Below are 25105 nucleotides of genomic sequence, written 5' to 3'. Positions count from 1 at the left end.
AGTGAAGACCGTGTTTTGATTTACAATATCAGAAAATCAATAAGTCCTCTTTGCAGTTGCCAAGCGTGAAGCGACACTGGTGATTAAAACCATCAGTACCAAAATAAATGCTGCACCCCAAGCTAATTCTTGCTGGTTTTTAAAAGGAACGATCGCAAAATTATAAACAAGTACTGCCAGAGAAGCAGTGGGTTCAGCTAAACCATTACCCCAATTAGGCCAAAATTGAGTAAACAGGGCGGTAAAGAGCAATGGGGCGGTTTCCCCAGCAGCACGAGCGATCGCTAGAGTAACACCTGTAATAATTGCAGGTAAGGCAGCGGGCAAAACTACCTGCAAAACTGTTTGGTAGGTATTGGCGCCAATACCTACTGATGCTTGTCGCACTTCTTGGGGAACAAGCTTAAGAGATTCATCAGTAGTGCGGACAATAATTGGCAGCATTAAAATTGCCAAAGCAAATCCCCCTGCCCAGGCAGAATATGTTCCAAAAGTTAAAACAACTGCACTATAGGCAAATACACCAACAATAATTGAAGGTACGCCACTAAGTACATTCGTCGCAAAGCGAATCAAATCGGCGGCTTTACCCTCATAAAATTCCGAGAGATAAATTGCAGCCATAACTCCTATCGGCACGCTAATTAATGCACCAATGCCGACCATGATTAACGTACCTAAAATGGCATTTCCAAAACCACCGCCATCTACCATTGGCGGAGGGGGTAGCTCAGTAAAAGCAGATGCAGAAATAGAGCTAACTCCTTTAGTGATTAAATAAGTGAGGATGATAAATAAAGGAATTATTGCCAGCAGGGTAAAAAAGCCAGCAATACCACTCATAATCAAACCAAACAGAGTACGGGGAGAGGAAGGATTCCGATTGAGGCTTACAACGTCAAAACCTGATTTTGAAGTGTTTATGGTCATTATTTTTTTAAACTTGCTTTGCTTGATTTCTGATAATCTCTTAAATTCTTTGGAGTCTAGTAACTAATAACTGTGCCAAAATATTTACTACCAAGGTAATAAAAAACAAAATTAAAGCAGCGTACATCAAAGCTGCTACCTGTAAACCACTAGCCTCGGCAAACTGGTTTGCCAAAAGAGAGGAAACTGTATTGGAGGGAGCAAAAACCGAAGCATCGACTTTATTAGAGTTACCAATCAACATAGTTACTGCCATTGTCTCGCCTAAAGCTCGACCCAAAGCCAGCATAATTCCGCCGATAATACCAGAAGAGGCAGCAGGTAAAATGATTTGTAAAATAGCTTCCCAGCGAGTTGCCCCTAAGCCTACAGCAGCTTGACGCATACCTTGGTCTACATTAATAATTGCATCGCGAGAAATAACGGCAATGGTAGGCAAAATCATCACCGATAAGATTAGAGCAGCAGGTAACATTCCAGGTCCTCTTAGGGGTGTAAAACCTTTGAGAAAGGGAATCAAAACAAAAATTCCCCACAAGCCATAGACTACGCTGGGTACGGCTGCTAATAACTCTACCAAAAAAACAATAATTCTTTGCACTATAGGGGGCAAATAATCTTCACTCAGAAAAATAGCTACCCCTAAACCAATTGGTACGGAAATCGCCAGGGCGATAAATGAGCTAACCAATGTGCCGTAAATTGCTGGCCAAACTCCATATTGGCTATTAACAGGATTCCAGCTACTGCTAGTCAGAAAGCCTAAGCCAAATTCACTTATTGCAGGCATAGCTTTAATGGCTACTTGAATTGTAATCCAAGCTAAAACACCGGCGATCGCAAATGCCAAAATCTTTGATATCCAATAAAAACTAGTATCTAAACTTCTTTCAATTCCCGAACGGGGTTCGATCCTTGGCTCATATTTATTATTCATAACTTAATTAAATTGCTTTTTATTCTATTGGTACTGAGGATAATGATTGAAATTAAAATAGTTATCAGTAAATATTCTACTAGTATTTATTTACCCTAACCTCATTAAGGATATGTAAAGAATAAGTTATCTGTTCGCTCCAAATCAAAGCAGCTTTAAAATTACCACTGCCTATTTTGAACAAATAACTCTGTAGCATCATGTTTGGATAAAGGTTTAGCAAAGAAATAACCTTGTCCATATTCGCATTTAAAGTCTTGAATAATCTTTCTTTCTGACTCGGTTTCAATGCCTTCAGCGATGACATCCATACCCAGTTTGTGAGCCAAAATGACTATGGTATTAACAATCTCTAAATTTTTAACTCCCTGACTCATATTACTGACAAAGGAGCGATCTATTTTAAGAGTATCCGTGGGAAAACGATGGAGATAACTAAAAGAAGAAAACCCTGTACCAAAGTCATCCATGCTGATTTTAATATTTAATTTTTTTAACTGATTGAGTAAAATAATTGTATTTTCCACATCGTCCATCACCATGCTTTCGGTAATCTCCAGCTTCAGATTAGCTGGATCTAATTCTGTAATAATTAAAGCTTCCTGAATTTGAGCAATTAGATCGGGTTGAGCAAACTGTCGGCTAGAAAGATTGACGCTCATAACTACTGATTGTGCTTGGGTAAATTCTCTGCGCCATGCCTGCATCTGACTACAGGCTGTTTCTAAGATCCATTTTCCCATTGGCACAATTAAACCTGTTTCTTCGGCGACGGGAATAAAAGCCCCAGGAGATATAAAACCTCTGGCGGGAGATTGCCAGCGCACTAAAGCCTCAAAACCACTAAGCATTCCTGTAGCCAGAGAGATAATTGGCTGATAGTAAAGCTCAAATTCTTGATTAGTAATCGCCTGGTTCAAATCTGCTTCCAATTGCAGTCGCTTTAATGCCTGTTCGTGCATCTTGATGGCAAATACCTCATGCTGGCTTTTCCCTGATGCCTTAGCCTTATACATAGCGGTATGAGATGCTTGCAATAGTTCTTCTGGTTGAAAATCTTCCCCCAGACGATTGAGTGCTAAACCGATACTGGCAGAGGTAAAGATATCTTGTTGACTAAGTTTAAAAGGAATAGATAATACTTTATTTAATTTATTAGCTATTTTGATCGCTTCTGTAGTTTCTTCGGTAGTTCTAATAGCGATCGCAAATTCATCAGCCCCTACCCTGGCAAGAATTGCTTTAGAATCCAAATTGTCCTGTAAACGTTGAGCCGTCTCGATCAAAATGAGATCGCCCGCCTGATATCCTAAGCCGTCATTAATTAATTTAAAACGGTCTAAATCGAGACAGAGAATTGCAATTAATCCTTTTGATTTAAAGCGATTTCTCTGTTTTAGTTCCTCAAGTTTTTTGGTAAATAAAGTACGGTTGGGTAGTCCTGTCAAAGAATCATAAAACAGGTTATATAGAGATTTATAGCCTAAAACGCTGGCGGTAGTTAACGCCAAGGTAATAGCAGCGGGAACAAAGGGAATCCAACCGTTAAAAGTAAAGGTAACAAAGCAAATTCCCCATAAACCGCCTATGCTAACTATACCCACAGTGACAATTAATAAAGGGTGTCTCAGTCTCCAGGCGATCGCTGCTCCTAATAATGCCCACCCCCAAATCCATATTCCTTCAAGCCATTCAGGCCAAAACCAAAATAGAGACTTATCATCTAAAACTACGTTTAAAATTTGGCTGACCATTTGAGCATGAGCTATTACTCCTGGCATAGACCCTTCAGCACCTTTATAGGGAGTAGGATAAATATCTTTAATGCTAGGGGCGGTCGTACCAATTAAAACTATCTTGTCTTTGATTAGATTGGGTGGAACTTTCCCCTCTAATACTGCCGATAAAGTTACTTTTTGGGCAATATTAGGAGAACGATAGTTAATTAAAGTTTGCCAACCCGCAGTCTCAGACGACTTTAGCTGATAACCACCTGAATTTGCTTTTAAATCAGGAAAAACTGCATTACCGATTTGCAGAGAATCATCATGAACTTGGAATAAAAGATTACGCTCTGCCAAATATTTAAGACTTAAGCGCAAAGAAAAGGCATACATCTTTTCCTCTTCTTTTTTACCCAATTGAACATACATAAGATTACGACGCAGAACATCATCTCCTTCGTCGATAACTATGTCATTAAAACCAATTTGCTCAGGTTTTAGCCCTGGAGGTGCAGAAACACTATTATTTCCATTTCCTAATAGTTGAATGGCGACTACATTATCTTTTTGTAATTCTTGTCTGAGGGATTTTGTACCTGGAGGATAAGCCACTTCTCGATAAAGGTCAAAGCCAACTACCTTTGGCTGATACTGCTGTATATTTTTAAGCAACTGAGCAATCGTTTCATCAGTGATTGGCCAGCTATTTTGTGAGTCAATATCTTTGTCCGTAATTTCAACTACTAATAATCTTGGATCAATTTCGTTTTTGCTTTTAAAATTGATCATCCAGTCGTAAGCCAATAATTCTAATCCCTGTAACCCACTAAATTGCCTAGCTCCTAATACTATTAAGGTAACAAAACTCGTTAATAACAATAAAGAAAAACTATATGCCCCAATCCAATTTTTGGCTTTTTTAAAATTAAAGTATTTATAAACCGTTTTGGCATTATCATTATTCATTGACTAGTTAATTCCTACATAATCGAGAGTTTAAAGAGTAAAAAATATATTATTAATTAAGTAAATTTACTAATAGAAAAGCACAATTAGCAAAATATTCAGTAAAACCAGTTAATTTATTAGCCAATAAAATATTGTTTTAAATAAGTATAGTTAAAGTTTACAAACATGGACATTTGTTGACAAATAAGATTAATATATTTATATATTATCAATTAATTTGTCAACAAATAAATAATGTTAAATATTAAATTCATACTAAGTAAATTCAATAGATTATTTGGCTTATTAATTATTGTAAATTTGTTACAGCTAAGTTTAGTTAATCCAGCTACAGCCGAACAAAAATCAGAAAAAAGTAAGTCCGCCAATTCTAATTATGGTTTACCTACTAATCGTCGAGATGGCGGAAGTAGAAGTGGTGATAATTGTTTAGCAAATGTTAGTAATAGCAATTTAATCGCCTTGATTCCTAATGAAACCGTAGGAATCAAGAATTCTGCCTCTCCTACACTTTTCTTTTACGTCCCAGAAGTTAGCCAGCAAAAAACTATTGAGTTTGTGCTGCGTAATGAACAGGATGAATTGATATATGAAGCATTTTTGACTACTCCAGGAAAAGGGATTATGAGCGTCAAAATTCCTGCTGTAATTAATTCAAATCAACCCGAAACCGAGCAAAATTATCATTGGTATCTATCAATGATTTGTAATCCTCAAGAGCGTTCACGTGATGTAGTGGTTGAAGGCTGGCTGCATCAGAAGGAAATCGATCGGGCTATTAAACAAAAACTTCAATTTGCTACCTCCGTAGAAAAGGCTGAATTATATAGTGAACAAGGTTTTTGGTATGATGCTATAGCTACACTAGCTCACGAGCAAGACTTTAATGCTAAACAATCTACAGTTAGAAAGAAATGGTCAGAATTATTAGGGACGGTTGGTTTAGAGGACTTGGCTTCTGAACCTTTTATCAAAAGTAAAATGATTAAAACATCTGCAAATTCTCGATGAATTAGCGATCTAAGAACTAGATGCAGGAAAGGACTAGATGCAAGAAAGGACTTGTCCGCATCTAGCCCTTTCTTGCTTATGGAGCCTCGCCCTCAGCAATAGCGCTACTCGGAGGGAACCTCCGCAACGCTTTGCTTCGCAACGGGGGAAACCCCCGCAACGGCTTCTTGAAGCGATGGCTGCACAACGCGAAGCGTTGAGTCGCGTCCAGCGACGCTCTGGGCTGTACCCAGCCCTGCGGGGAAACCCCCAAGACCGCCTCGCTTCGCTTTTCGCGCTTGTCCGCATATAATGCTCGAATTGACCTCTGACCTCTGAAATAGATAACTCACCTATACGAACAGCAATTAGTATGATTATGTAGCCAGACAATATTCAGAAAGCGTCAGCAAAATAGACAATGGAATTATTCAGTCTTGATATTTTGTAGTGAAGTTTGAATATCTATGGCTGTAAAATCTATAAATTTTATCTTTGTGGTGCTAACCGCATTTTTCAATTTAACCCTTCAGATGACATAACTAAGCCGATAGTTTTCTTGAGTTAATGTAGTATTATAAATTAAGTAAAAATACGTAAAGTTTTGGTATTTTTATATCAAAAGTTATTTGCTTGTCATAGATTCTCTTATTTTCAGAATATTTTGCTTTCAACACCTGATTAAAAAAGAATTTATTCCATTTTTTATTGGATTAATAATGACTAAAACGCCTAGCAGTAAAACCAATAACGGCAAAGATAAAATTAGTTCTCAGGTACTTAAAACTGATATTAATCGCCAAGCTAATTTAACTGATATTTCTCAGAGTTCCGTCTTATCGAATAACGCAGAAGGCAAACTTACATCAGTTAAAGCCTCTAAATCACTTGTCTTTAAACCAGCAAAAGAGCAAGCTAATTCCCATACACAGAATGTTGACAAGAGAGGTGAACTAATCAGGGTAGAGACAAAATCACCGAGCAAAAACCTAAGCAAATCAATTTTTCAAAGGCTGAAAGCCAAAACAGCAGCAGCATTGGTAGGTAGTGCGATAATGTTACCTATACTCGCAATAGGAACTGCAACCTACTATTTTGGTAGCCAAGCTGTTAATAAACAGGCAATCTTAGCAAAACGATCTGATAATATAGATCTGGCTGAAACAGAGTTAGCACGACAACAAGAACTACTGGCTGCTCTATTAATTGGTAGTGGAATAACAGCTTTACTGGCTGGTGCGATCGCGGCCTTGGGGACAAAACGGCTTTTGGATTCGATGTCTCAAACGTCAAGCTCAGGAATCGCTGAAGAAGCGAACACTCAAGTATATAGAGAGTTTATTGATAATTTAAGCCAGTCTGTTTCACAAAAAGATACTCTTAAAGCCATTGTCGAAGAGGCACGCAACTATTTGAATTGCGCTCGCACTGTAGTCTACAGCCTTGACCAAGATAGATACGGCGAAATCATAGCAGAATCAGTTGCTCTTGGCTATACTCAATGGTTGGGTATAGCAATCGAAGATCCCTGTTTTGAAGCTCGATATCTGGATAAATACCGTGATGGCAAAGTCAGAGCCATAGACAATATCTATAAGACAAAAATGACCCCTTCCCATAGAGAACAGTTAGAAAAGCTAGAGGTAAAAGCCAATTTAGTTACGCCTATTATTATTGAAGGAAAGTTATTTGGTCTACTAGTAGCTCATCAGTGTGATAAACCGAGACATTGGCAGCAGGGGGACATTGAGTTTTTACACCAGCTAGCTAAAAAAACTGGTTTGGCTTTGGAAAACGCTAAGTTATTAGATGATATGGTTAATCTCCAAACTCAAGCAGAAAGAGAACGCAAATGGACTAACTACTTTACCGATGCCACTAAGTACATTCGCTCCTCAATTAAACAAGAAGATGTCCTAGATATCAGCGTCGAAGAAGTTAGAAGAGTCTTAGAATGCGATCGCGTAGTGGTTTATAGTCTTAATCAAGACAAGTACGGTGTGGTAATCGCCGAATCGGTATCGGCAGGATATCCTAGGGCATTGAATAAAACCATTGAAGAACCCTATTTTGAAGCCAGATATCTCGACAAGTACCGTGATGGTGAGATCAGAGCCATTAATGATATTTATGAAGCAGGCATGACTAAATGCTACATCGAACATCTAGAAAACCTAGAGGTAAAAGCCAATTTAGTCACGCCGATCCTTAATGAAGGAAAGCTGTTTGGTTTACTAGTAGCTCATCAGTGTAGAGAACCTCGCAACTGGCAGGATTATGAAATTCGCTGGGTAACACAGATTGCCACACAAGTAGGTTTTGCCCTCGATAATGCCAAGGTATTAGCAGCATCAGCGATTGCTCAGATTCAAGTAGAAAAAGAACGCAAATGGACTAATTACTTTACCGATGCCACTAAGTACATTCGCGCCTCAATCAAACAAGAAGATGTCCTAGATACCAGCGTCGAAGAAGTTAGAAGAGTCTTAGAATGCGATCGCGTAGTGGTTTATAGTCTTAATCAAGACAAGTACGGCGTAGTAATCGCCGAATCCGTATCGGCAGGATATCCTAGGGCATTAAATAAAACCATTAAAGATCCCTGTTTTGAAGCCAAATATCTCGACAAATACCGTGATGGCAGGGTCAGAGCCATTAATAATATTTATGAAGCAGGCATGAGTAAATGCTATATCGAACAGCTAGAAAACCTAGAGGTAAAAGCCAATTTAGTTACGCCGATCCTTAATGAAGGAAAGCTGTTTGGTTTACTGGTAGCTCATCAGTGTAGTGAACCTCGCAACTGGCAGGACTATGAAATTCGCTGGATGACACAGATTGCCACACAAGTAGGTTTTGCTCTCGATAATGCCACACTGCTGAAAAAATTAAAAAATGACGGTCTGCCAATGCAACTGTTAAACAATTTCAGTTTTGGTATCAGTGAAAAAGTTAACAGATCGCAACTGCTAAAAATTGCCGTCGAACAAGCTCGTAAAGTAATTAAGCTCGATCGCGTAATCCTTTATCAATTTGATGACAATTTAAACGGAAATATTGTTGCCGAATCAGTTGTCCCTGGTTATCCTAAAGCTTTAAATTCCCAGAGCCAAGATCCCTGCTTTGCTAAAGAATATGGCGAAAAATATCGTCAAGGTAGAACAGAGGCGATCGCTAATATTCATCAGGCTAATCTAACAGCCTATCATTTAGAACAGCTTGAATCTTTATCAGTCAAAGCAAGCGTGATAGTACCAATTGTACAGGACGAGCAATTGTTTGGTTTACTTATTGGACATCAATGCCAACAGCCTCGCCTGTGGTCACAGTCGGAAATAGATCTGTTTGCTCAACTAGCTCTGCAATTGGGATTAGCTTTAGATAGAGTCGGGTTAAGAGAGGCATTAAATGCAGCGAAAAATGTCCAAAGAAATGAGACTGACAAACAACACTTAGAACAACAAAGTCTTAATCAAAAGATCTCCAAGCTACTGACAAAAAACCAAGCTGCATTGCAGGATCTCGGAGCAAAAATTAGCCACCACTCAGCAACACAAGGAAAGGTTAGTAAATCAAAAAATACTCAAATAGAAAATGATGTTAATGCTGCCAAAAAAGTTGAAATACTAAATCAGTCGCACCAATATTTTTACCAAATGGTAAATCCAATCAATGACATGAAAGAAAAGAGCGATCTCTTATCAGCATCGAATCAACCAGCCTTACCAATGGGAGAAATCACCATAGAAGCTAGGGAAGTAACTTTAGAGACAATGGATAGCTATGATTACGATTTAGATGTGATTACAGGGCAGCTAACTAAAGACTCAGAATCAGCACCAAGTTTGCTTTTAACGAATCAATTTATCGGCGATATTACTGACTTGTCAGATAAGATCTCCCAGCAATCTTTAATTGTCACTGATTCTTTTCGGAAGTTAGCTGAGTTTGCTCAACAGCTATCAGAACCTAAAGAACTTTAAAACCCAACTAGTCAAGAGGAACAAAGCCAGCCTTGGTTATCAGCTTTTGACCTTGAGGAGTAAGCAGGAAATTAGCATACGCCTGACCAATTTGTGACTTACCGTTTTCACTTTGTCGAAATACCACATATAAATAATGAGTCAATGGATATTTCGCAGTACGTAGAGCTTTAACATTTAGTCTGTTGCGCCTTTGTGGGCATTCAGAAGCAGGTACTAAAGGCTGTTGATAAGGAGCAACCAAGTCATTCATTTGCTTCCCTAGAGGCAACGGTTTGACAGTACATTGAGGCACAATTGTTGCCGTAGAATCATAGTAAATGCCTCCTGGATTATTAGCTAATTGGCGAAGAGCTTGAGTAGCCGTCGGCATAAATTTAACGTTTGAACCCATTTCCCTATTTTGAAAGATTTTAGAATTAATAAAATCGACTCTTTCTCCCGCACTGGCAGGACGAGAATAGACGGTAATTGGTAGATCTGGTCCACCTATTTCTTGCCAATTTGAGATTATTTTTCCTGTGTAGATTGCTTGGAGTTGGCTAAGAGTTAAACCCCGAATGTCAAGCTTGGGGTTTACTGCCACAGCGATACTATCGACAGCCACTGGCACTTGTTTGAGCTTTATGCCTTTTTGTTTAGCTAGCTGATATTCTTCTGGACGTAGAGAACGAGAAGATTGGACAAAATCTACTTGACCTTTGAGCAGCATTCTAATTCCTGGGCTAGAACCTGGTGGCTCATTTTGGGGTTGAACATAGCGAAATTGTATTTCAGGTCGTTCTGACTGAATAACTGAGTCTACGGCTAAACGAAGAGAAGCCCAAGCAGTGCTACCGCCATAATTGAAGACTCCAGTAGTTACGTTTGGCACACGAGAAAAATCAGGAATATTTTTGCTGTTTGACCCAGCTTCAATTCTGGATTGGGACAATTGCCAAATTCCTTTGCCGACTAATCCTACTGACCATGCTAGAGAAACAAAGGCTGCTATACCTACAGCAACTAAAGTTAACTTCTCATAACTTTTCTCATGCGGAGCGCCCATAAAATCAATTTTAAAGTCAGTGATGTGTTTACTTTCTACTCATATTAAGTGAAAATGCTGACCAAAGATTGTGCCAGGGAAAGTCGTCTAAAATTGTGCCTAAAAAATTTTCAGGCTATTTTAGCGATTTATATAAGCTATATTTATATAATATTAAGTAATCTTACCTAAATAATTGTTTTAGAATGTTATTTCTGCCGCTGAAATTTTATTTTAGACAGCTAAACGAGTTTTTTAATTTTAATTGTCGATTTATTCAAATATTTTAAAAGCTATCTACCCAGGCAATCAATGACTCAATCTCCTAATCTAAAAACAAATAATTACCAGCATCTTGAAGAAATTGTCCAGCTTACTGTTGAGACAACTAGAAAAACTCTCAAATGCGATCGCGTCATTATTTATGATGCTAGTGAACTGCTCAAATCAAAAGTAATAGCCGAGTCTGTTGATTCTCAATATGCTTCTATTGTCGGAAAAACGATCATCAACCCGTTCTTAGCAGGAGATTATCTAGAACTGTATTGCTATGGTCAAGTTGTAGCTATAGATAATATTTATGACACACATATAAGCAAAAGCAAATTGGAAGACTTAGAAAGACTTAAGATTAAAAGTCTACTAGTTGCACCAATTTCTGTCAATCAAAAATTATTAGCTTTTTTAGTCGCTCATCAATGCTCTGAATTTCGCGCTTGGAATTCTGAAACTAGCAAATTTTTGACCGAGAAAGCTAATATGACAGGCTTTGCTCTCTCTAATATTGTCAAAGCTCAAAAGTCTGAGTCAAGCGAAAATAAAAGTATACCCCTTAGTCCGTCTTCTAACAATGAAGTTTTAGAAGCAGCACAACAAATAAAAAACCAAAACAACAACTCTTCTTTAAGAATGGATCGAGAAAAAAACGGTCACGAAAATATTCTACCTTCAGAACAACAGACAAAGATTCAGGAGAACAAAACTAAATTGTTTTCTGATATTAATGACAGAATAGCCGCTCAATTGGGACAAGAAAATATCTTTAACACTACAGTTAATGAACTACGTTATCTGCTTGAGTGCGATCGCGTGGTGGTTTACAGTTTAGATAAAGATAATTATGGAGTGGTAGCAGCCGAATCCGTTGCGCCCCAATGGAACAAAGCTAAGGGCAGAGTGATAGATGACCCCTGTTTGGCGGTTAGATATATCGAAGAATATAAAAATGGTCGAGTCCGCGCTATAGATGATATTCATAGCGCGAGTATTACCCCTTGTTATCTCGAACAGCTAGAAGAACTACAGGTAAAAGCCAACTTAGTTGCACCAATTGTCAGTGAGGATCAATTATTTGGTCTATTAATTGCCCATCATTGTTCCAACCCCCGCCATTGGCAAGAACAAGAAATTAACTGGATAACTGAAATCGGTGATCAGGTAGGTCTGATGCTCGAATATACTGAAACAATTGCCGATAATGACTCTGAATCACAAAAATTATTAGCTGCAAGTGAAAATAAATGGAATCACCATTTCACCGATGCAATTCAATATATTCGTCAGTCTCTAAACCAAGAAGATATTTTGAAAGCCAGCGTCAAAGAAGTACGCCGGGTTTTAGAATGCGATCGCGTGGTAGTCTATAGTCTGAACCGAGATCTCCGCTATGGTGCAGTAATTGCCGAATCTGTTGCTCCTGGTTGGACAAGGGCTTTAAACAAACAGATAGACGACCCCTGTTTTGAACCTACCTATCGAGACAAGTATCGTAACGGTAGAGTTAGGGCATGGAACAACATTTATGAAACGGGCATGACTAAATGCTATGTCGAGCAGTTAGAAGAGTTAGAAGTTAAAGCTAATCTCGTAGCCCCTATTATTAATGAAGGCAAACTATTTGGTTTATTGGTAGCTCACCAGTGTTCGGACTTTCGTACTTGGCAACAGCCTGAAGTTCGTTGGGTAGCTCAAATTGCCACTCAAGTCGGTTTCGCTCTAGATAATGCCAAATTACTAGCTGATGCTAAACAACTTCAACATCAGTTAGAAAATGAAGCCAAAATGACGCAGTATTTCACCGATGCTGTCCGCTATATTCGAGAATCTTTGCACCAAGAAGATATCCTCGAAGTTAGTGTAGAAGAAGTACGTCGCGTTTTGAACTGCGATCGCGTGGTCGTATATAGTCTTAATCAAAAGCTTCGCTATGGTGCAGTAATTGCCGAATCCGTTGCGGCTGGTTGGACGAGAGCTTTGAACAAACAGATAGACGATCCTTGTTTTGAACCCACTTATCGAGAAAAGTATCGTAACGGTAGAGTTAGGGCCTGGAGCAACATTTATGAAGCAGGCATGACTAAATGCTATATCGAACAGCTAGAAGATCTACAGGTAAAAGCTAACTTAGTAACGCCGATTGTCAACGAAGGTAAGCTGTTTGGCTTATTGGTAGCTCATCAGTGTTCGGACTTTCGTAATTGGCAGCAGCCTGAAATTCGCTGGGTGACTCAAATTGCCACTCAAGTGGCTTTTGCCCTTGATAATGCCAAATCGTTAGCTGAAGCCAAACGTCTACAGCAGCAGGTAGAGGACGAAAACAAATGGACAGAGTACTTCACCGATGCCATCGGGCACATTAGAGAATCCCTTAAAACCGAAGATATACTCAAAAGCAGCGTCCAAGAAGTGCGCCGAATCTTAGAATGCGATCGCGTAGTAGTTTATAGTCTAAACCAGGATTTGCGCTATGGTACGGTACTAGCTGAATCCGTTGCCCCTGGATGGACACGAGCTTTAGGTCAAAAAATAGACGATCCTTGCTTTGAACCTACTTATCGAGACAAATATCTTAATGGTCGCGTCCGCGCTTGGAACAATATTTATGAAGCGGGCATGACTAAATGCTATATCGAACAGCTCAAAAAATTAGAGGTTAAGGCTAGTCTTGTAACGCCAATCATCAATGAAGGCAAACTGTTTGGCTTGTTGGTGGCTCATCAATGTTCTGATATCCGTGAGTGGCAGCAAGCTGAAATTCGTTGGATAGCTCAAATTGCCATGCAAGTTGGTTTTGCTCTTGATAACGCTAAACTCCTAGAACAGCTTCAAGAATCTACTCAAACAAACAAGCAAATATCCCATCAGCAATACGAGCAAACAGAAACTCTTAAAAATCAGGTAGTTGAGATCCTTGTAGACAATGGAGACGCTTATCAAACTCTTTCTCAGGAGGCTATGCGTCAATCAGAGACTACAATTAACGTTCTCCATCAAATCCAAAAGGTTGCTGATTCATTCAACGGCATAGCGTTAAATGTGCAGCAGGTTAAATTCCAAGAACAGCAAAATGAATTAGCGGTACATGATACCCAAGCAAGTTTAGATCGTGCTGTAGACAGCATTTCTAATATTCAACGCAAAGTTCAAGGTGTCGCAGTTGGATTTGACAATCTCAGTAATTCTTCTGAGAAGCTGGCTGAGACAGTTAATACGATCAGAGATTTGAGTAAGCAAATAGTTCAGCATTCAATGAGTATAACTAGAGCAGTAAATCGTAGTCAGATTGAAGCAAGTAGTCAAAACTCAGTTATGGATTTGTCTGATACTATTTTCTCTTTAATGCAGCAGCTATATGAAGCCTCCGCTAAAGTCGAACCACTGTTTGTCAATATTCAGACAGAGATAAGAGAAAAGACAATTACTCTAGACTCAGGAACACAGCAGTTAATTAATGGCGTGGGAGAGTTTCAAGCGGTTCGTCAAAAGTTAGATCGAGTTGTTACCTTATACAACAAGGTGAATTCTCTGATTGAAAATATTTCTAGGTCTGTAGAAAATCAGACGCAGAGTTCAACCTTTGCCAAAGATTCTGTACAGGAAGTGGCAAGCATCGCCGAGCGGATTTCGGCACAGTCTATGACTATAACTCAATCTTTTAATCAATTAGTAGTATTAGTACAAAAACTATAATGAGATTCAAATTTAGCCAGATATAATACAACTGTAAGAGTAGATCTGAGTTTCTATCAAACTGATAATAATTGGTCAACACGGGAGTGGAATATACCACTCCCGTCGATTTTCTAGTAAGATTTTCTGGTTTTGCCTTCTCGATGATTAGCTACTGACTCTGCCAAGCCAATACTAATAAAACTAGATAACAAAGAGGATCGTCCATAGCTCATCCAGGGCAAAGGAATTCCTGTAATGGGTGCAAGTCCGATAGTCATACTAATATTAATTACGGTCTGAAAAGCGATAATACTGAGAATACCTATGGCTAATAAAGAACCAAAATTATCTTTAGCGGTAGAAGCAATCCACATTAGACGCATACAGATAAACCAAAACACTGCTAGCAATAGAATACTACCAATAAAACCAAACTGTTCTCCTACAGCCGAAAAAATAAAATCAGTATGCTGTTCGGGAATAAAATTAAGGTTTGTTTGTGTTCCTTGATGCCATCCCTGTCCCCAAAGTTTACCTGCGCCGATCGCAATTCGAGACTGAATCAGATGATAGCCATTGCCCAAAGGATCTTGTTCGGGATCGAGAAACATGATCAGTCTAGCTTGTTGATAATCCTTAAGCAGTCCCCAGAAAACGTTGCCCAATTCTACCGCGCCCAAATTTATAGCGATCGCACTGAGGGTAGAAACAATTTTTGCTGGTAACGTTAGCCAGGCAACTCCTCCTACAGCTAGAACCCAAATCAGCCATCCAGGCAGGTAAAGATGATATAGGATAGCTGAAACTAAGGGAGAAATCATTAAAATCAACCAACCTATATTAACATTAGCCCAGTACAGCATGGTTAATACAATTACGCCAAACACCAAAGAAGTACCTAAATCTGGCTGTAAAAAAACTAGTCCCCAGGGAATAGCCGTAATTGCTAAGGTACGTAAAACCGTTTTTAAGTTAGCTCTATCTTGATTATGTAACAGGGCAGCAAGAGTAATTACCATACCGATTTTGGCGAACTCTGAGGGCTGAACATTAAATCCCCCTACCGTAATCCAACGCTGCGCTCCTTTTGCACTTACCCCAGTAACCATTACCCCAATCAAAGAAAGATTAGTCAGGACATAGATCAGCCAATGCCAGCGCAATAGAGACTGATAACGCCAACGGGACAAAAACAATACTAATCCCAAACCTAAGAGGCTAATTGTCCAATGTTGATAACTATAGCTATGAGTTGAAGATTCTGTACTATAAATAGTAAAACCACCAAAAATAGCTAGACTAACTACTGATAAGAGTAAAAGCCAGTCTAGCCGTCGCCAGTCATAAAGCGAATCTAATATTTGCCGTCCCAAATATTTGAGCTTAAATTTAGGGGAATTAGTTGTTCTAAGTTGGGAGCGAGATTTAATCACTTTGGTTGGTAAGAATTAAGAATAAAGAGAATATCTCATCAGAAAAATATTATTCCCGATTCTATCGACTATTTTAACTTTTGCAACCTTGACTAGAATAAAATATCTCGATCCTTTTCTTTAAATAATTCCCAGTCATCAGGAGTATTGCAGTTAAATAAACAAGTGCGATCGCCAATCGGTAATTCTCCAACAGGATACTTATTAAGCCAGGATTGAAAAGATCGACCACCATCCTCAAGATAAGATTCTAACAACGACAAACAACTAGAACGATAAAAACCACACAAAGGCTCCCAACCTTTGGAGTGGCGGGGTAACAAAGCAATTTCTGTGGGTAATACTGTTGCCAAAATTTGCGACCACTGTTTTACTTGAGACGAAGACAACTGAGGTAAGTCACAAGCTAATAACAATACCCATTCTGTATTAACCATCTTTAATCCTTGAGCAAAGCCAATTAAAGGCGTGTTGGATTTAGCATTTAAAACTAGCTTTTCCTCAATTAGCTGACAGCCTGGAGGTAAAATTCCCTGATATTTTTCAATCCAGGGTGTGACTACATAAACTTGAGCAACACATTCACCAGCAATTAAACAAATTTGAGACAGTAAAGTTCTGTTTTTGATAGCTAGCAAGGCTTTGTCTTGTCCCATACGAGAACTTTCGCCTCCAGCCAAAACAAGTGCTGTAATCTCGTCTTTAATCGATCTTTTCACCAAATTTTGATTATATATGGAAAGACAATTATGAATCATCCACATCCTTCCCCAGGACAAATAGAGCGGCATCTTAAACTATGGATTTATTTATTACCCATTGTGGGGGTAATTCCTGCTCTTTGGACTATATACCACCCTCAAAACCAGATACAAAGCAGAGTAAATCGTGAACAACAAAAAGTTAGTCGTCTAGCTATTTCTTTAATTTTAGTTTGGTTAAGTTCTTATTCTTTACTTTCTTTGGGTGCAGCTAATGCTGTAGATCTTATGTCCTTTCGTTTTTTTTATACCAACGCCATTCTGACTACGGGATATTTTGTAACCTGTACTTTCTTAATGACTCGTCTTAGTAAAAAAAGTTTGTCACTAACGGCTGAAATTAAGGAAATGAATTTCAGCCCCATCTTTAGAAAATAAATCCTAAAAATTGCCACTTATCTAAACTATCGTTACCCTAATGAGGAAGCTGAAACCAAAAAGTTTTTCTAAAATAGTAAGTAGTGGGACAAATAAGATTAGGTAACTAACTAAAGGCAATTCTGTAACAAGTTTTTTTATAGCAAATACCTGTTAACATTGATCGAATTATATTTATATATATTTGAATTTTTTGGTAGTGTATTCTATATTTCTTTATTTAGTGTGAGGGTATTCAGTGTCAGTTAGAAAAGCTTATCGGTCTAATCCTTCAGGAGGAGAGCCTACTGGTCAGGTCAGTTCTGTTAGTTACCACTCTAAAAGCCATAAAAGAAAATTGAATAAAGGAAGAGCGATTTTAGTTGGACTTGGTTTAGCTGGTGTTTCTATGGTTTCAGCAGCCGTAGGGGCGTTTTTAGCTGTTGCTTTATCTACTGCTTCGCCACTACAACAAGCACAATTGAGCAACGAAGAGCAAAAGGTTTTTGGTAAAGAAGAAACCGTAACTGCCGAAAATCTTAACCTGCCAGAATTATCTCGCCCTGTAAATATTTTGGTTATGGGTATTAAGGTAATTACCTCTGATCTTGATGATCAAGGCATAAAATACGATAAAAAAAATGTTGGCTATCTTCATCTGGTTAACTCTTTTGACGGTCTGAGTGACAGTATGTTACTGGTAAGATTTGACCCTAAGAAAGAAAAGGTTTCTGTACTTTCTATTCCCAGAGATACTCGCGTTTATATCGATGGTCATGGAGTCAGAAAAATAAACGACGCCAATAAGTATGGTGGTCCTGCCTTAACTGCTGCGGTTGCTAGTGACTTGCTAGGTGGAATTAAGATCGATCGCTATGTACGGGTTAATGTTCAGGGAGTAGAAAAATTAATTGATGCTTTGGGTGGCGTAACGGTTGATGTGCCTAAAGACATGAAGTATACAGACTTTAGCCAGCATCTTTATATCAATTTAAAAAAAGGAGTTCAGCATTTAGACGGCGATAAGGCGATGCAGTTTTTACGTTTTCGCTATGATGAGTTTGGCGATATTTCTCGGGTACAGCGTCAGCAAATGCTGATGCGCGCTGCGGTTGAGCAAACTCTTAAGCCTGCTACAGTAATCAAGATACCCAAACTACTTTCTGTAGTCCAATCCCATTTGGATACTAACCTCAGCGTTAGAGAACTAATGGCTCTATCTAATTTTGCTTCCAAAATTGACAGACATAACATCAAAATGATGATGTTACCAGGAGATTTTAATAGTGCAAATGAACCCGTTAGCTATTGGTTGCCTAATGATCGAAGTATCCACAAGTTGATGACTCAGCATTTTAATCTGCCGAAGAATGAAGAAGATAATGCACTTTCCAATAATCGCTACGCTAGTCTAAACAATACTAATACTCTTACCATCCTTAATCCTCGCCTAAGAATTTATGTACAGGATAGTATCGGCAACCAAAAGGCATTGCAGTCTGCTTTGGATACCCTTAGAGAAGCAGGTTATACAAGAGTATCTGCCAGTAAGAATTGGCAAGAACCCTTAGGGCAAACTAGAGTAATTGCTCAGTCAGGAGATGATGATGCTGCTAAAGAAGTACGCTCGATTTTGGGTGTGGGAGATGTTGTGGTAGAAAGCACTGGAGTTTTAGGATCTGACATTACCATCCAAATTGGTAGAGACTGGGAAAAACAAGTTAGGAGATTAATTGAATCAAAAGAGTCGCCAGGGATAAGTAGTAACTAGTAAGTAAAGGGTTAGATGCCCACTGCCGATTGATGTTTTAATTTAGGTGCTGATATACTTTTGGTTGCCCACATTTATAGATATTTAATTCTAGTATGAGCGACCCCAAAGGCTACGCACAGCGTAATTGCCAAGCTTCTATAGACAATAATCGCTCTACCCGCAAACGATTGCCCAATCAAAGATGGCACATTGCACCATCTCAGCCAGAAGCAGTCCAGGAGTTGAGTATCTCTACAGGCTTATTGCCCTTGGTAGCTCAGGTAATTATTAATCGGAATATTGCTACTGCCCAACAGGCTCATACCTATATTGAACCAGAATCTCAGGATTTGCCCTCGCCTCTAGATGAGTTTGAGGATTTATGGATAAGCGTCGAACTAATTAAAAAAGCGATCGCCGAAGAAGAACAAATTGCCATCTGTGGCGATTATGATGCCGACGGCATGACTAGTACTGCCTTATTATTAAGGGCGTTAAAACACCTAGGTGCCAAGGTAGATTATGCTATCCCTAGCCGTATGAAGGATGGCTATGGTATTAATACACGCATCGTTGAAGAATTTGCGTCAAACGGGGTCGGTTTAATTCTTACGGTAGATAACGGTATTTCTGCTTATGAACCCATTGTTAGAGCGGTAGAATTGGGCTTGAGCGTGATTATCACTGACCACCACGACTTGCCAGCCCAACTTCCTCCAGCGGACGCTATTTTAAATCCTAAATTATTGGCAGACACTTCTCCCTATAAAGGACTTGCAGGGGTAGGAGTGGCATATATATTGGCGATCGCTACGGCTCAAAGTCTGGGACAACTCAAAGGTTTAACCAACCCTATTTTAGAATTATTTACCCTGGGAACAATTGCCGATCTTGCTCCTTTGATTGGCGTAAATCGTCGTTGGCTCAAGCGCGGACTAAGAGCCTTACCTAATTCTCAGTTAGTGGGCATTCAGGCATTGATGCAGGTGGCAGGAATTGACGAAGCACAAAAACAATTAAAGCCCGATGATATTGGCTTTCGCTTAGGTCCTCGCATCAATGCGGTAGGACGGATTGGCGATCCGCAAATGGTGATTGAACTATTAACCACCGACGATCCTGGGGTGGCTCTAGAAAGAGCAATGCAGTGTGAACAAATAAATCAACATCGTCGCTTACTTTGCGAACAGATAGAAAAAGAGGCAATTAATTTAGTAGAATCTACGCCAATTCCCTGGCAAGGCGATCGCATTTTAGTTGTTGTCTCTGCTGGTTGGCATCACGGCGTAATTGGCATTGTGGCATCCCGTTTAGTCGAACGCTATGGTGTACCTGTGTTTATTGGTACTTATGAAGAGGAGCAGTCAGAATCCTCCGATGCCACTTCTCCGCCCATGATTCGTGGCTCTGCCAGAAGTATTGATGAATTTAATGTCTTTGATGCTCTTAACTATTGCAGCGATTTATTAGGTAAATTTGGTGGACATCGTGCAGCAGGGGGATTTAGCTTCCTGGCAGCTAATTTGGAACAAATAAAGCAAAGATTGAGTGAGTTTGCCCATAAATGTTTAGAAGTAGAACATCTTAAACCTCTAGTCAAAATAGATGCTCAAGCCAGTTTAGGACAGGTAGATTTTACCCTCTACGAACAGCTAGAAGGTTTACAGCCTTGGGGAATTGGTAATAGTACCCCCGTATTCTGGACTCCCAATGTGCGAGTGATTGAACAAAGAGCGATCGGTAAAAGCCAGGCTCATTTAAAATTAACTATTCAAGAAGCCGATACATTTACTCAAATAAAAGCCCTGGCATGGCGATGGGGAGAATATTGCCCTCTACCAGAACATTTGGATATCGCCTACAAACTAAAAGAAAACCATTGGCAAGGCAGCACCAATATTGAGCTAGAAATAGTTGGTGTCAAGTTATCTCAAACTCAATCCAGTAATAATATTGCTGTTTTAAATAAAAGAATTAACGATAAGGTTCAAAAAGCTGTGTTTACCCACAGTGGCAGAATTTATGTGTGTAGTAAAACTCTTACCGAACTACGGATTAGGAACGATCGCGGTAATGTTTTAGCCGTCAGTCAAGGAAATTCGGTAGGGTTACTAGGTAAAAGTAGAGAAGTCGCTAAACAGGTTAATGTAACTCAATCACCCTATTTCCAATTGATTAAAGCTGCGCTACAGGCAATTGAAGATGAATATAAGAATTGAAAAAGGCAGAGGGCAGAAGGATCACAAATTAGCTGCCAGTTAATTATTTAAAGCCGATACGTTAACTTGAGCTAGATGAGCCTGTAGATTAGATATTTGCCATTTATCTACTAAATTGCTCTGGCAAAGATCATCGGTCAACATATAGCAATTTGCAGAATGATCTATGGTAAGAATATAGGGTTTGCCGTTATGATTTTTGAGGCTATAAGTCTGACATATTTTTAGTAACTCACTCAGGCTAAATAAAGTTGGTACTTTAAGCTGGGCAATTTCTGCCATTTCTACAGGCGCGGTAATTAAACTTACTTCTCCAGGTTTGCGCTGAGAAAAATCTTGAGCCAGAGAAGGTAGATGGCTTTGGCTGCCTGGAGTTTTGATATAAGCATAAATTGCTTGTTCGGTTGGTAAATCTTCAGGCTTGATGCCATAACAGCAAAAAATATGATTAGCCTCGGCAATAACGGTTTCAATTAGACTGTTGGTATGGTAGTTTGTGGTTAAATCGCCAATTACCCTCCCAGTCAAAGCTGAAAGAACATTGGTAATTATATTAAGGGCTAGCTTATTACATACGGCGGCGCGTATCTTATCAGTGTAGGTAGCAGCTATACCATGTTGAGAAAATGTATCACATAGGCTTTGTATAGTCTGTTGTTTTAAGTTGTGACGATCGCTTTTGGTTAAACCCAAAATTAATCGAGGCGGTTTGTTAACTTGAATTTTTCCTTGTTTTGTTCGTTGACAAGGAGCTTTAACTACACATCCTACTATAGTGCGATCGCCTAAATTTTTCTGCAAAATACCATTACTATCAACAGTATTTAAATAACGATGAGAACTTAATTTATCAAACAGATTTTCGTCAAGAGTCGAGAGGTAATTATCATTATTAAACCACCAGTAGGGAATACCATTTTGGGCATGAATTAGAATTGTGTCTGGGTTTGAATGAGCTTTGATATAAAAGGCAACTTTGCTTAAATTATTGCTCTTGACGGCAACTATAATTATCTCAAATTTTTCGCTCAAATCTGTTGCGGTATCAACAAATTTAACTCGTGGATGTGATGGGGAAATCCACAAGCTTTCACTATTAGCACAAGATAATTGTAAGCCTTTATTTTTAAGCTGTTTTGTATAATCACTATTTGGCTTTCCCGCAAAAGTTATCTTTAAACCCGCTTTAAACAAGGAAGCTCCCATCAGTGCGCCAACAGAGCCAGCACCTATAACTAAAATATTATTCATAATTAATTTATTTCTTATATATTTCAGTAGCTATTAACCGCTATACTACTAAGATTTAGCTGAGAAAACATTTTAAGTTAACAGCTTTTCCAAAAGTCAAAAAATTAATATTTTTACTGTTATTCCCCTGGCGTGCTATTAGTCTATTTTTATGTCTAACAATATATAGATATCTCTTTTACTAGTTGCCTTACGAACTAATTTATTCACAGCTATATAATAAGTAACTTAAACTGGTTAAACTTGAGCTTATAAGAGAAAATTATTAACCGTCTTAAACAAGATAATTGTTATATTAAGACCAACTTAAGCTAGCAATATAATATCAATCTTGTTATGATTTAAGGCTGCGTATTTGACAGTTTTCTGGATAGTTAATTAAATTTTTATAGATTAATTTGTTGTTAAATTTTTTGGTAAAATAAATAGCAGTTAATTCTTCAGCCTTTATACTTTATCTTTTTCAAGCTTTCTACATCTATCTTCAAGGATTAAAAATTCGGCATCAGTTGGTTAAAGGCGATCGCGCTTTAAATGACAGTGATACCTTGTTCTTAAATTAATAAATTCTTGATAAAGTAAAAATAGTACAATAATATTGAAAAATTCAAATCTTTCTCAAGATGACAAAAACCCCAGCAGTCTCTCATTTTGTTGCAGTCAGCGATCTTTCTAAACCAGTTCAAGAGCAAGAAGGAATTTTGGTAGAGGTGTCTGGTACAACAGGGGATACCAAAAAAAATCGTGCCAAAGCTTTAGAGATGGTGCAAGAAATGTGGGAAAAAGAAGAGATTGATGTTAATCGTTTTCCTGATGGTTTAACACCAGACCACATTTTTTATGTACCATCGGTTAGTCCTCCAGTAAAATCCACTCAAACCGTGTCAGATAACCAGGAATTATTGCCCATTGTTCAGGGAGCAAAAGAAATTATTGAGCTTACTAAGCTGCAATTAGATGTGCAAGAGGCATCAGAAGAAGCAGAGCAATATATACCGATTATCAAAGTTGTTTTAGAGCGATCGCGTCCTTTGACTGCTGAAGAAAAAGAACTAGCTAAAGATAAAAAGTACGGTAAAACCATCGAAAAATTAGGCTCTATTGTCGCAGCACAGGAAGAATACCAAGAGACTTGTACAGGTAATGGTAGCTTAGTTCTAAATGCGATCGCCTGGCAGCTTGAACAAGGTGTCGATCCTCAAGCGGAAAAGAAAAACAGCAATTAACTATTCACCGCAAGCGTGTGAATTAGCTTCCGTTCAAATTAACTGGTTTCTAGCTTTTAGCTCTTCGAGTGGGCGTAAATAAAGTAACCATTTATTTAACTTGAAAACTCGATAATATCTAGCTTGCTGCTTGCTACTTACTACTTCTTACTTAAGCGAAACGATACTAAGATATCGCGCCTAATCCTAATCCCCAAAAAACTACAAAGCTCATGAGGTATAGTCTAGAACTCTGACTAAAGTGCGATCGCCCCTTAAATAAGATTTTTTGACTTCAAAGCGATCTGTGCCTACCTGGGCGACTTCCATATTCTCACTCTTTACCAAAGCCAAAAAGTCACCCACAGGAGCAAGATCGCAGCTTGCTTTGTCGGCTGTGGCAACTCGATATTGGGTAGGAATCACCATTTTTGGATTGAGAACTTTTACTACCCGATTTGCCTCGGACGCATCATAGGCTTTTGGACCACCTCCCACTGGAGCAAGCAGTATATCTGCACCACCTAGCAATATTTTATCTTCTGTAGTTAGAGGCGCAGCAGCACCGCCAAGATGCAGAATATTTACCCCTCCTTGAGTCCATCGCCAGGCGATATTATTGCCAAAGCGTTTACCTCCTTGAAGATCGTGAGGCATAGAAAATCCTTGAAACTTAATACTTTTAAACTGATGAACACCTTGCTCTGTAATAACTTGAGGATTGCCCTGTACTTTGTCTACTGCTCCTTCATCTAAAAGAAAGCTACTAACTAGCACTACGTCTGGCTGCACGTCAGGCAGACTCAAGCCAGCGGTACAGCCAGCCGAATCATAGGGATTAACCAAAACTTTTAAACCATCACCCGTAAATAAAAAGCAGGTATGTCCCAGATATTGAACAGTCACTCCATCGGTAACTTCCTGAGCCAAGGAAAACTGACGGGGAATTAAACTTGTGGCGATCGCCGTTGTCAAACCTACTCCACCATAGCGGATTAACTGTCGCCGTTTCATATATTTATTTACTACCTAAAGAATTTAAAAAATTGCGTAACAATAATTTTCCATTATCCGTCAAAATGCTTTCAGGATGAAACTGCACTCCTTGAAGATGATGATAATCGCGATGACGGACTCCCATAATTGTGCCGTCTTCTACCCAAGCCGTTATTTCTAAGGTATCAGGAATAGTTTGACGCTCAATCACTAAACTATGATATCTGGTGGCGGTAAAAGGAGATTCTAGCCCAGCAAATATTCCCGTATTGTGATGATGAACTGGGGATGTTTTGCCGTGCATTAAAACTGGTGCAGAGACAACTTGACCGCCAAAAACTTGTCCAATACTTTGATGACCGAGGCAAACCCCCAAAATAGGGATTTGAGAACCAAGTTTTTCAATTAACTGTAGTGATATTCCCGCATCTTCAGGGCGACCAGGACCAGGAGAAATTACAATACCGTCTGGCTTAAGCTGATTTATCGTCTTAAGATCGATTGCATCGTTTCTGTAGACGCGAATGTCTGATGCTATAGGCAGTTGTTGACCCAACTCCCCTAAATACTGCACCAAGTTATAGGTGAAACTATCATAGTTATCAATAACTAAAATCAA

The 25105-nt window shown here is 38.9% G+C and carries 16 protein-coding genes; 7 read left to right on the top strand and 9 right to left on the bottom strand.

The annotated features are described in order from the left end of the window. Positions 1-36: 36 nt before the first annotated feature. The 3 genes from pstA to SLP02_RS04410 form a co-directional block, all read right to left on the bottom strand. The gene (gene pstA, locus SLP02_RS04420; RefSeq protein WP_319419440.1) at positions 37-930 is read right to left on the bottom strand and encodes a phosphate ABC transporter permease PstA; all 894 of its coding nucleotides are present in this window, start codon (positions 928-930) and stop codon (positions 37-39) included. Between the two features lie 40 nt (positions 931-970). Continuing rightward, positions 971-1867, bottom strand: coding sequence for a phosphate ABC transporter permease subunit PstC (gene pstC, locus SLP02_RS04415; RefSeq protein ID WP_319419439.1), 897 nt, complete (start codon positions 1865-1867; stop codon positions 971-973). Between the two features lie 161 nt (positions 1868-2028). After that, positions 2029-4557: an EAL domain-containing protein gene (locus SLP02_RS04410; protein WP_319419438.1), complete on the bottom strand. Its 2529-nt coding sequence runs from the start codon at positions 4555-4557 to the stop codon at positions 2029-2031. Between the two features lie 237 nt (positions 4558-4794). On the opposite strand from SLP02_RS04410, the gene SLP02_RS04405 reads away from it, so the two are divergent. Together SLP02_RS04405 and SLP02_RS04400 are read left to right on the top strand one after the other, a co-directional pair. Further along, on the top strand, positions 4795-5571 hold the full coding sequence (locus tag SLP02_RS04405; protein ID WP_319419437.1) for a DUF928 domain-containing protein: 777 nt from the start codon (positions 4795-4797) through the stop codon (positions 5569-5571). A gap of 698 nt (positions 5572-6269) precedes the next feature. After that, complete coding sequence (locus SLP02_RS04400) at positions 6270-9533, top strand: GAF domain-containing protein (protein WP_319419436.1); 3264 nt, start codon at positions 6270-6272, stop codon at positions 9531-9533. Positions 9534-9540: 7 nt separating this feature from the next. Here SLP02_RS04400 and SLP02_RS04395 read toward each other — a convergent pair whose 3' ends face one another. Further along, positions 9541-10581: a PstS family phosphate ABC transporter substrate-binding protein gene (locus tag SLP02_RS04395; protein WP_319419435.1), complete on the bottom strand. Its 1041-nt coding sequence runs from the start codon at positions 10579-10581 to the stop codon at positions 9541-9543. A 291-nt stretch (positions 10582-10872) separates the two neighbouring features. Between SLP02_RS04395 and SLP02_RS04390 the strand changes: the two genes are divergently transcribed. Continuing rightward, positions 10873-14529, top strand: a complete 3657-nt coding sequence (locus SLP02_RS04390; RefSeq protein ID WP_319419434.1) for a GAF domain-containing protein — start codon at positions 10873-10875, stop codon at positions 14527-14529. Between the two features lie 113 nt (positions 14530-14642). Here SLP02_RS04390 and rodA read toward each other — a convergent pair whose 3' ends face one another. Further along, the gene (rodA, locus tag SLP02_RS04385; RefSeq protein ID WP_319419433.1) at positions 14643-15944 is read right to left on the bottom strand and encodes a rod shape-determining protein RodA; all 1302 of its coding nucleotides are present in this window, start codon (positions 15942-15944) and stop codon (positions 14643-14645) included. A gap of 92 nt (positions 15945-16036) precedes the next feature. After that, positions 16037-16663, bottom strand: a complete 627-nt coding sequence (locus SLP02_RS04380) for a molybdenum cofactor guanylyltransferase (protein ID WP_319419432.1) — start codon at positions 16661-16663, stop codon at positions 16037-16039. 30 nt (positions 16664-16693) lie between these two features. Here SLP02_RS04380 and SLP02_RS04375 point away from each other — a divergent pair, with 30 nt between their 5' ends. The 3 genes from SLP02_RS04375 to recJ all read left to right on the top strand — a co-directional run bounded on the left by SLP02_RS04375 (position 16694) and on the right by recJ (position 21034). Continuing rightward, on the top strand, positions 16694-17083 hold the full coding sequence (locus SLP02_RS04375) for a hypothetical protein (RefSeq protein WP_319419431.1): 390 nt from the start codon (positions 16694-16696) through the stop codon (positions 17081-17083). Positions 17084-17321: 238 nt separating this feature from the next. Then, positions 17322-18833 carry an LCP family protein gene (locus SLP02_RS04370; protein WP_319419430.1) on the top strand — a complete coding sequence of 504 codons (1512 nt, stop codon included), beginning with the start codon at positions 17322-17324 and terminating at the stop codon, positions 18831-18833. A gap of 95 nt (positions 18834-18928) precedes the next feature. Next, complete coding sequence (gene recJ, locus SLP02_RS04365) at positions 18929-21034, top strand: single-stranded-DNA-specific exonuclease RecJ (protein WP_319419429.1); 2106 nt, start codon at positions 18929-18931, stop codon at positions 21032-21034. A gap of 39 nt (positions 21035-21073) precedes the next feature. Here recJ and SLP02_RS04360 read toward each other — a convergent pair whose 3' ends face one another. Continuing rightward, on the bottom strand, positions 21074-22285 hold the full coding sequence (locus tag SLP02_RS04360; RefSeq protein ID WP_319419428.1) for a ketopantoate reductase family protein: 1212 nt from the start codon (positions 22283-22285) through the stop codon (positions 21074-21076). Positions 22286-22908: 623 nt separating this feature from the next. Between SLP02_RS04360 and SLP02_RS04355 the strand changes: the two genes are divergently transcribed. Beyond that, positions 22909-23511 carry a hypothetical protein gene (locus SLP02_RS04355; protein ID WP_319419427.1) on the top strand — a complete coding sequence of 201 codons (603 nt, stop codon included), beginning with the start codon at positions 22909-22911 and terminating at the stop codon, positions 23509-23511. 210 nt (positions 23512-23721) lie between these two features. Here SLP02_RS04355 and SLP02_RS04350 read toward each other — a convergent pair whose 3' ends face one another. Both SLP02_RS04350 and SLP02_RS04345 read right to left on the bottom strand, forming a co-directional pair. After that, positions 23722-24504, bottom strand: coding sequence for an MBL fold metallo-hydrolase (locus SLP02_RS04350; protein WP_319419426.1), 783 nt, complete (start codon positions 24502-24504; stop codon positions 23722-23724). Between the two features lie 4 nt (positions 24505-24508). After that, positions 24509-25105, bottom strand: a complete 597-nt coding sequence (locus SLP02_RS04345) for an anthranilate synthase component II (protein ID WP_319419425.1) — start codon at positions 25103-25105, stop codon at positions 24509-24511.

This window comes from Pleurocapsa sp. FMAR1, assembly GCF_963665995.1.
In the GTDB taxonomy this organism is placed as follows: Bacteria; Cyanobacteriota; Cyanobacteriia; order Cyanobacteriales; family Xenococcaceae; genus Waterburya.
The sequence above is the reverse complement of the archived record's forward strand: the minus strand, read 5'-3'. Positions and strand labels throughout refer to the sequence as shown.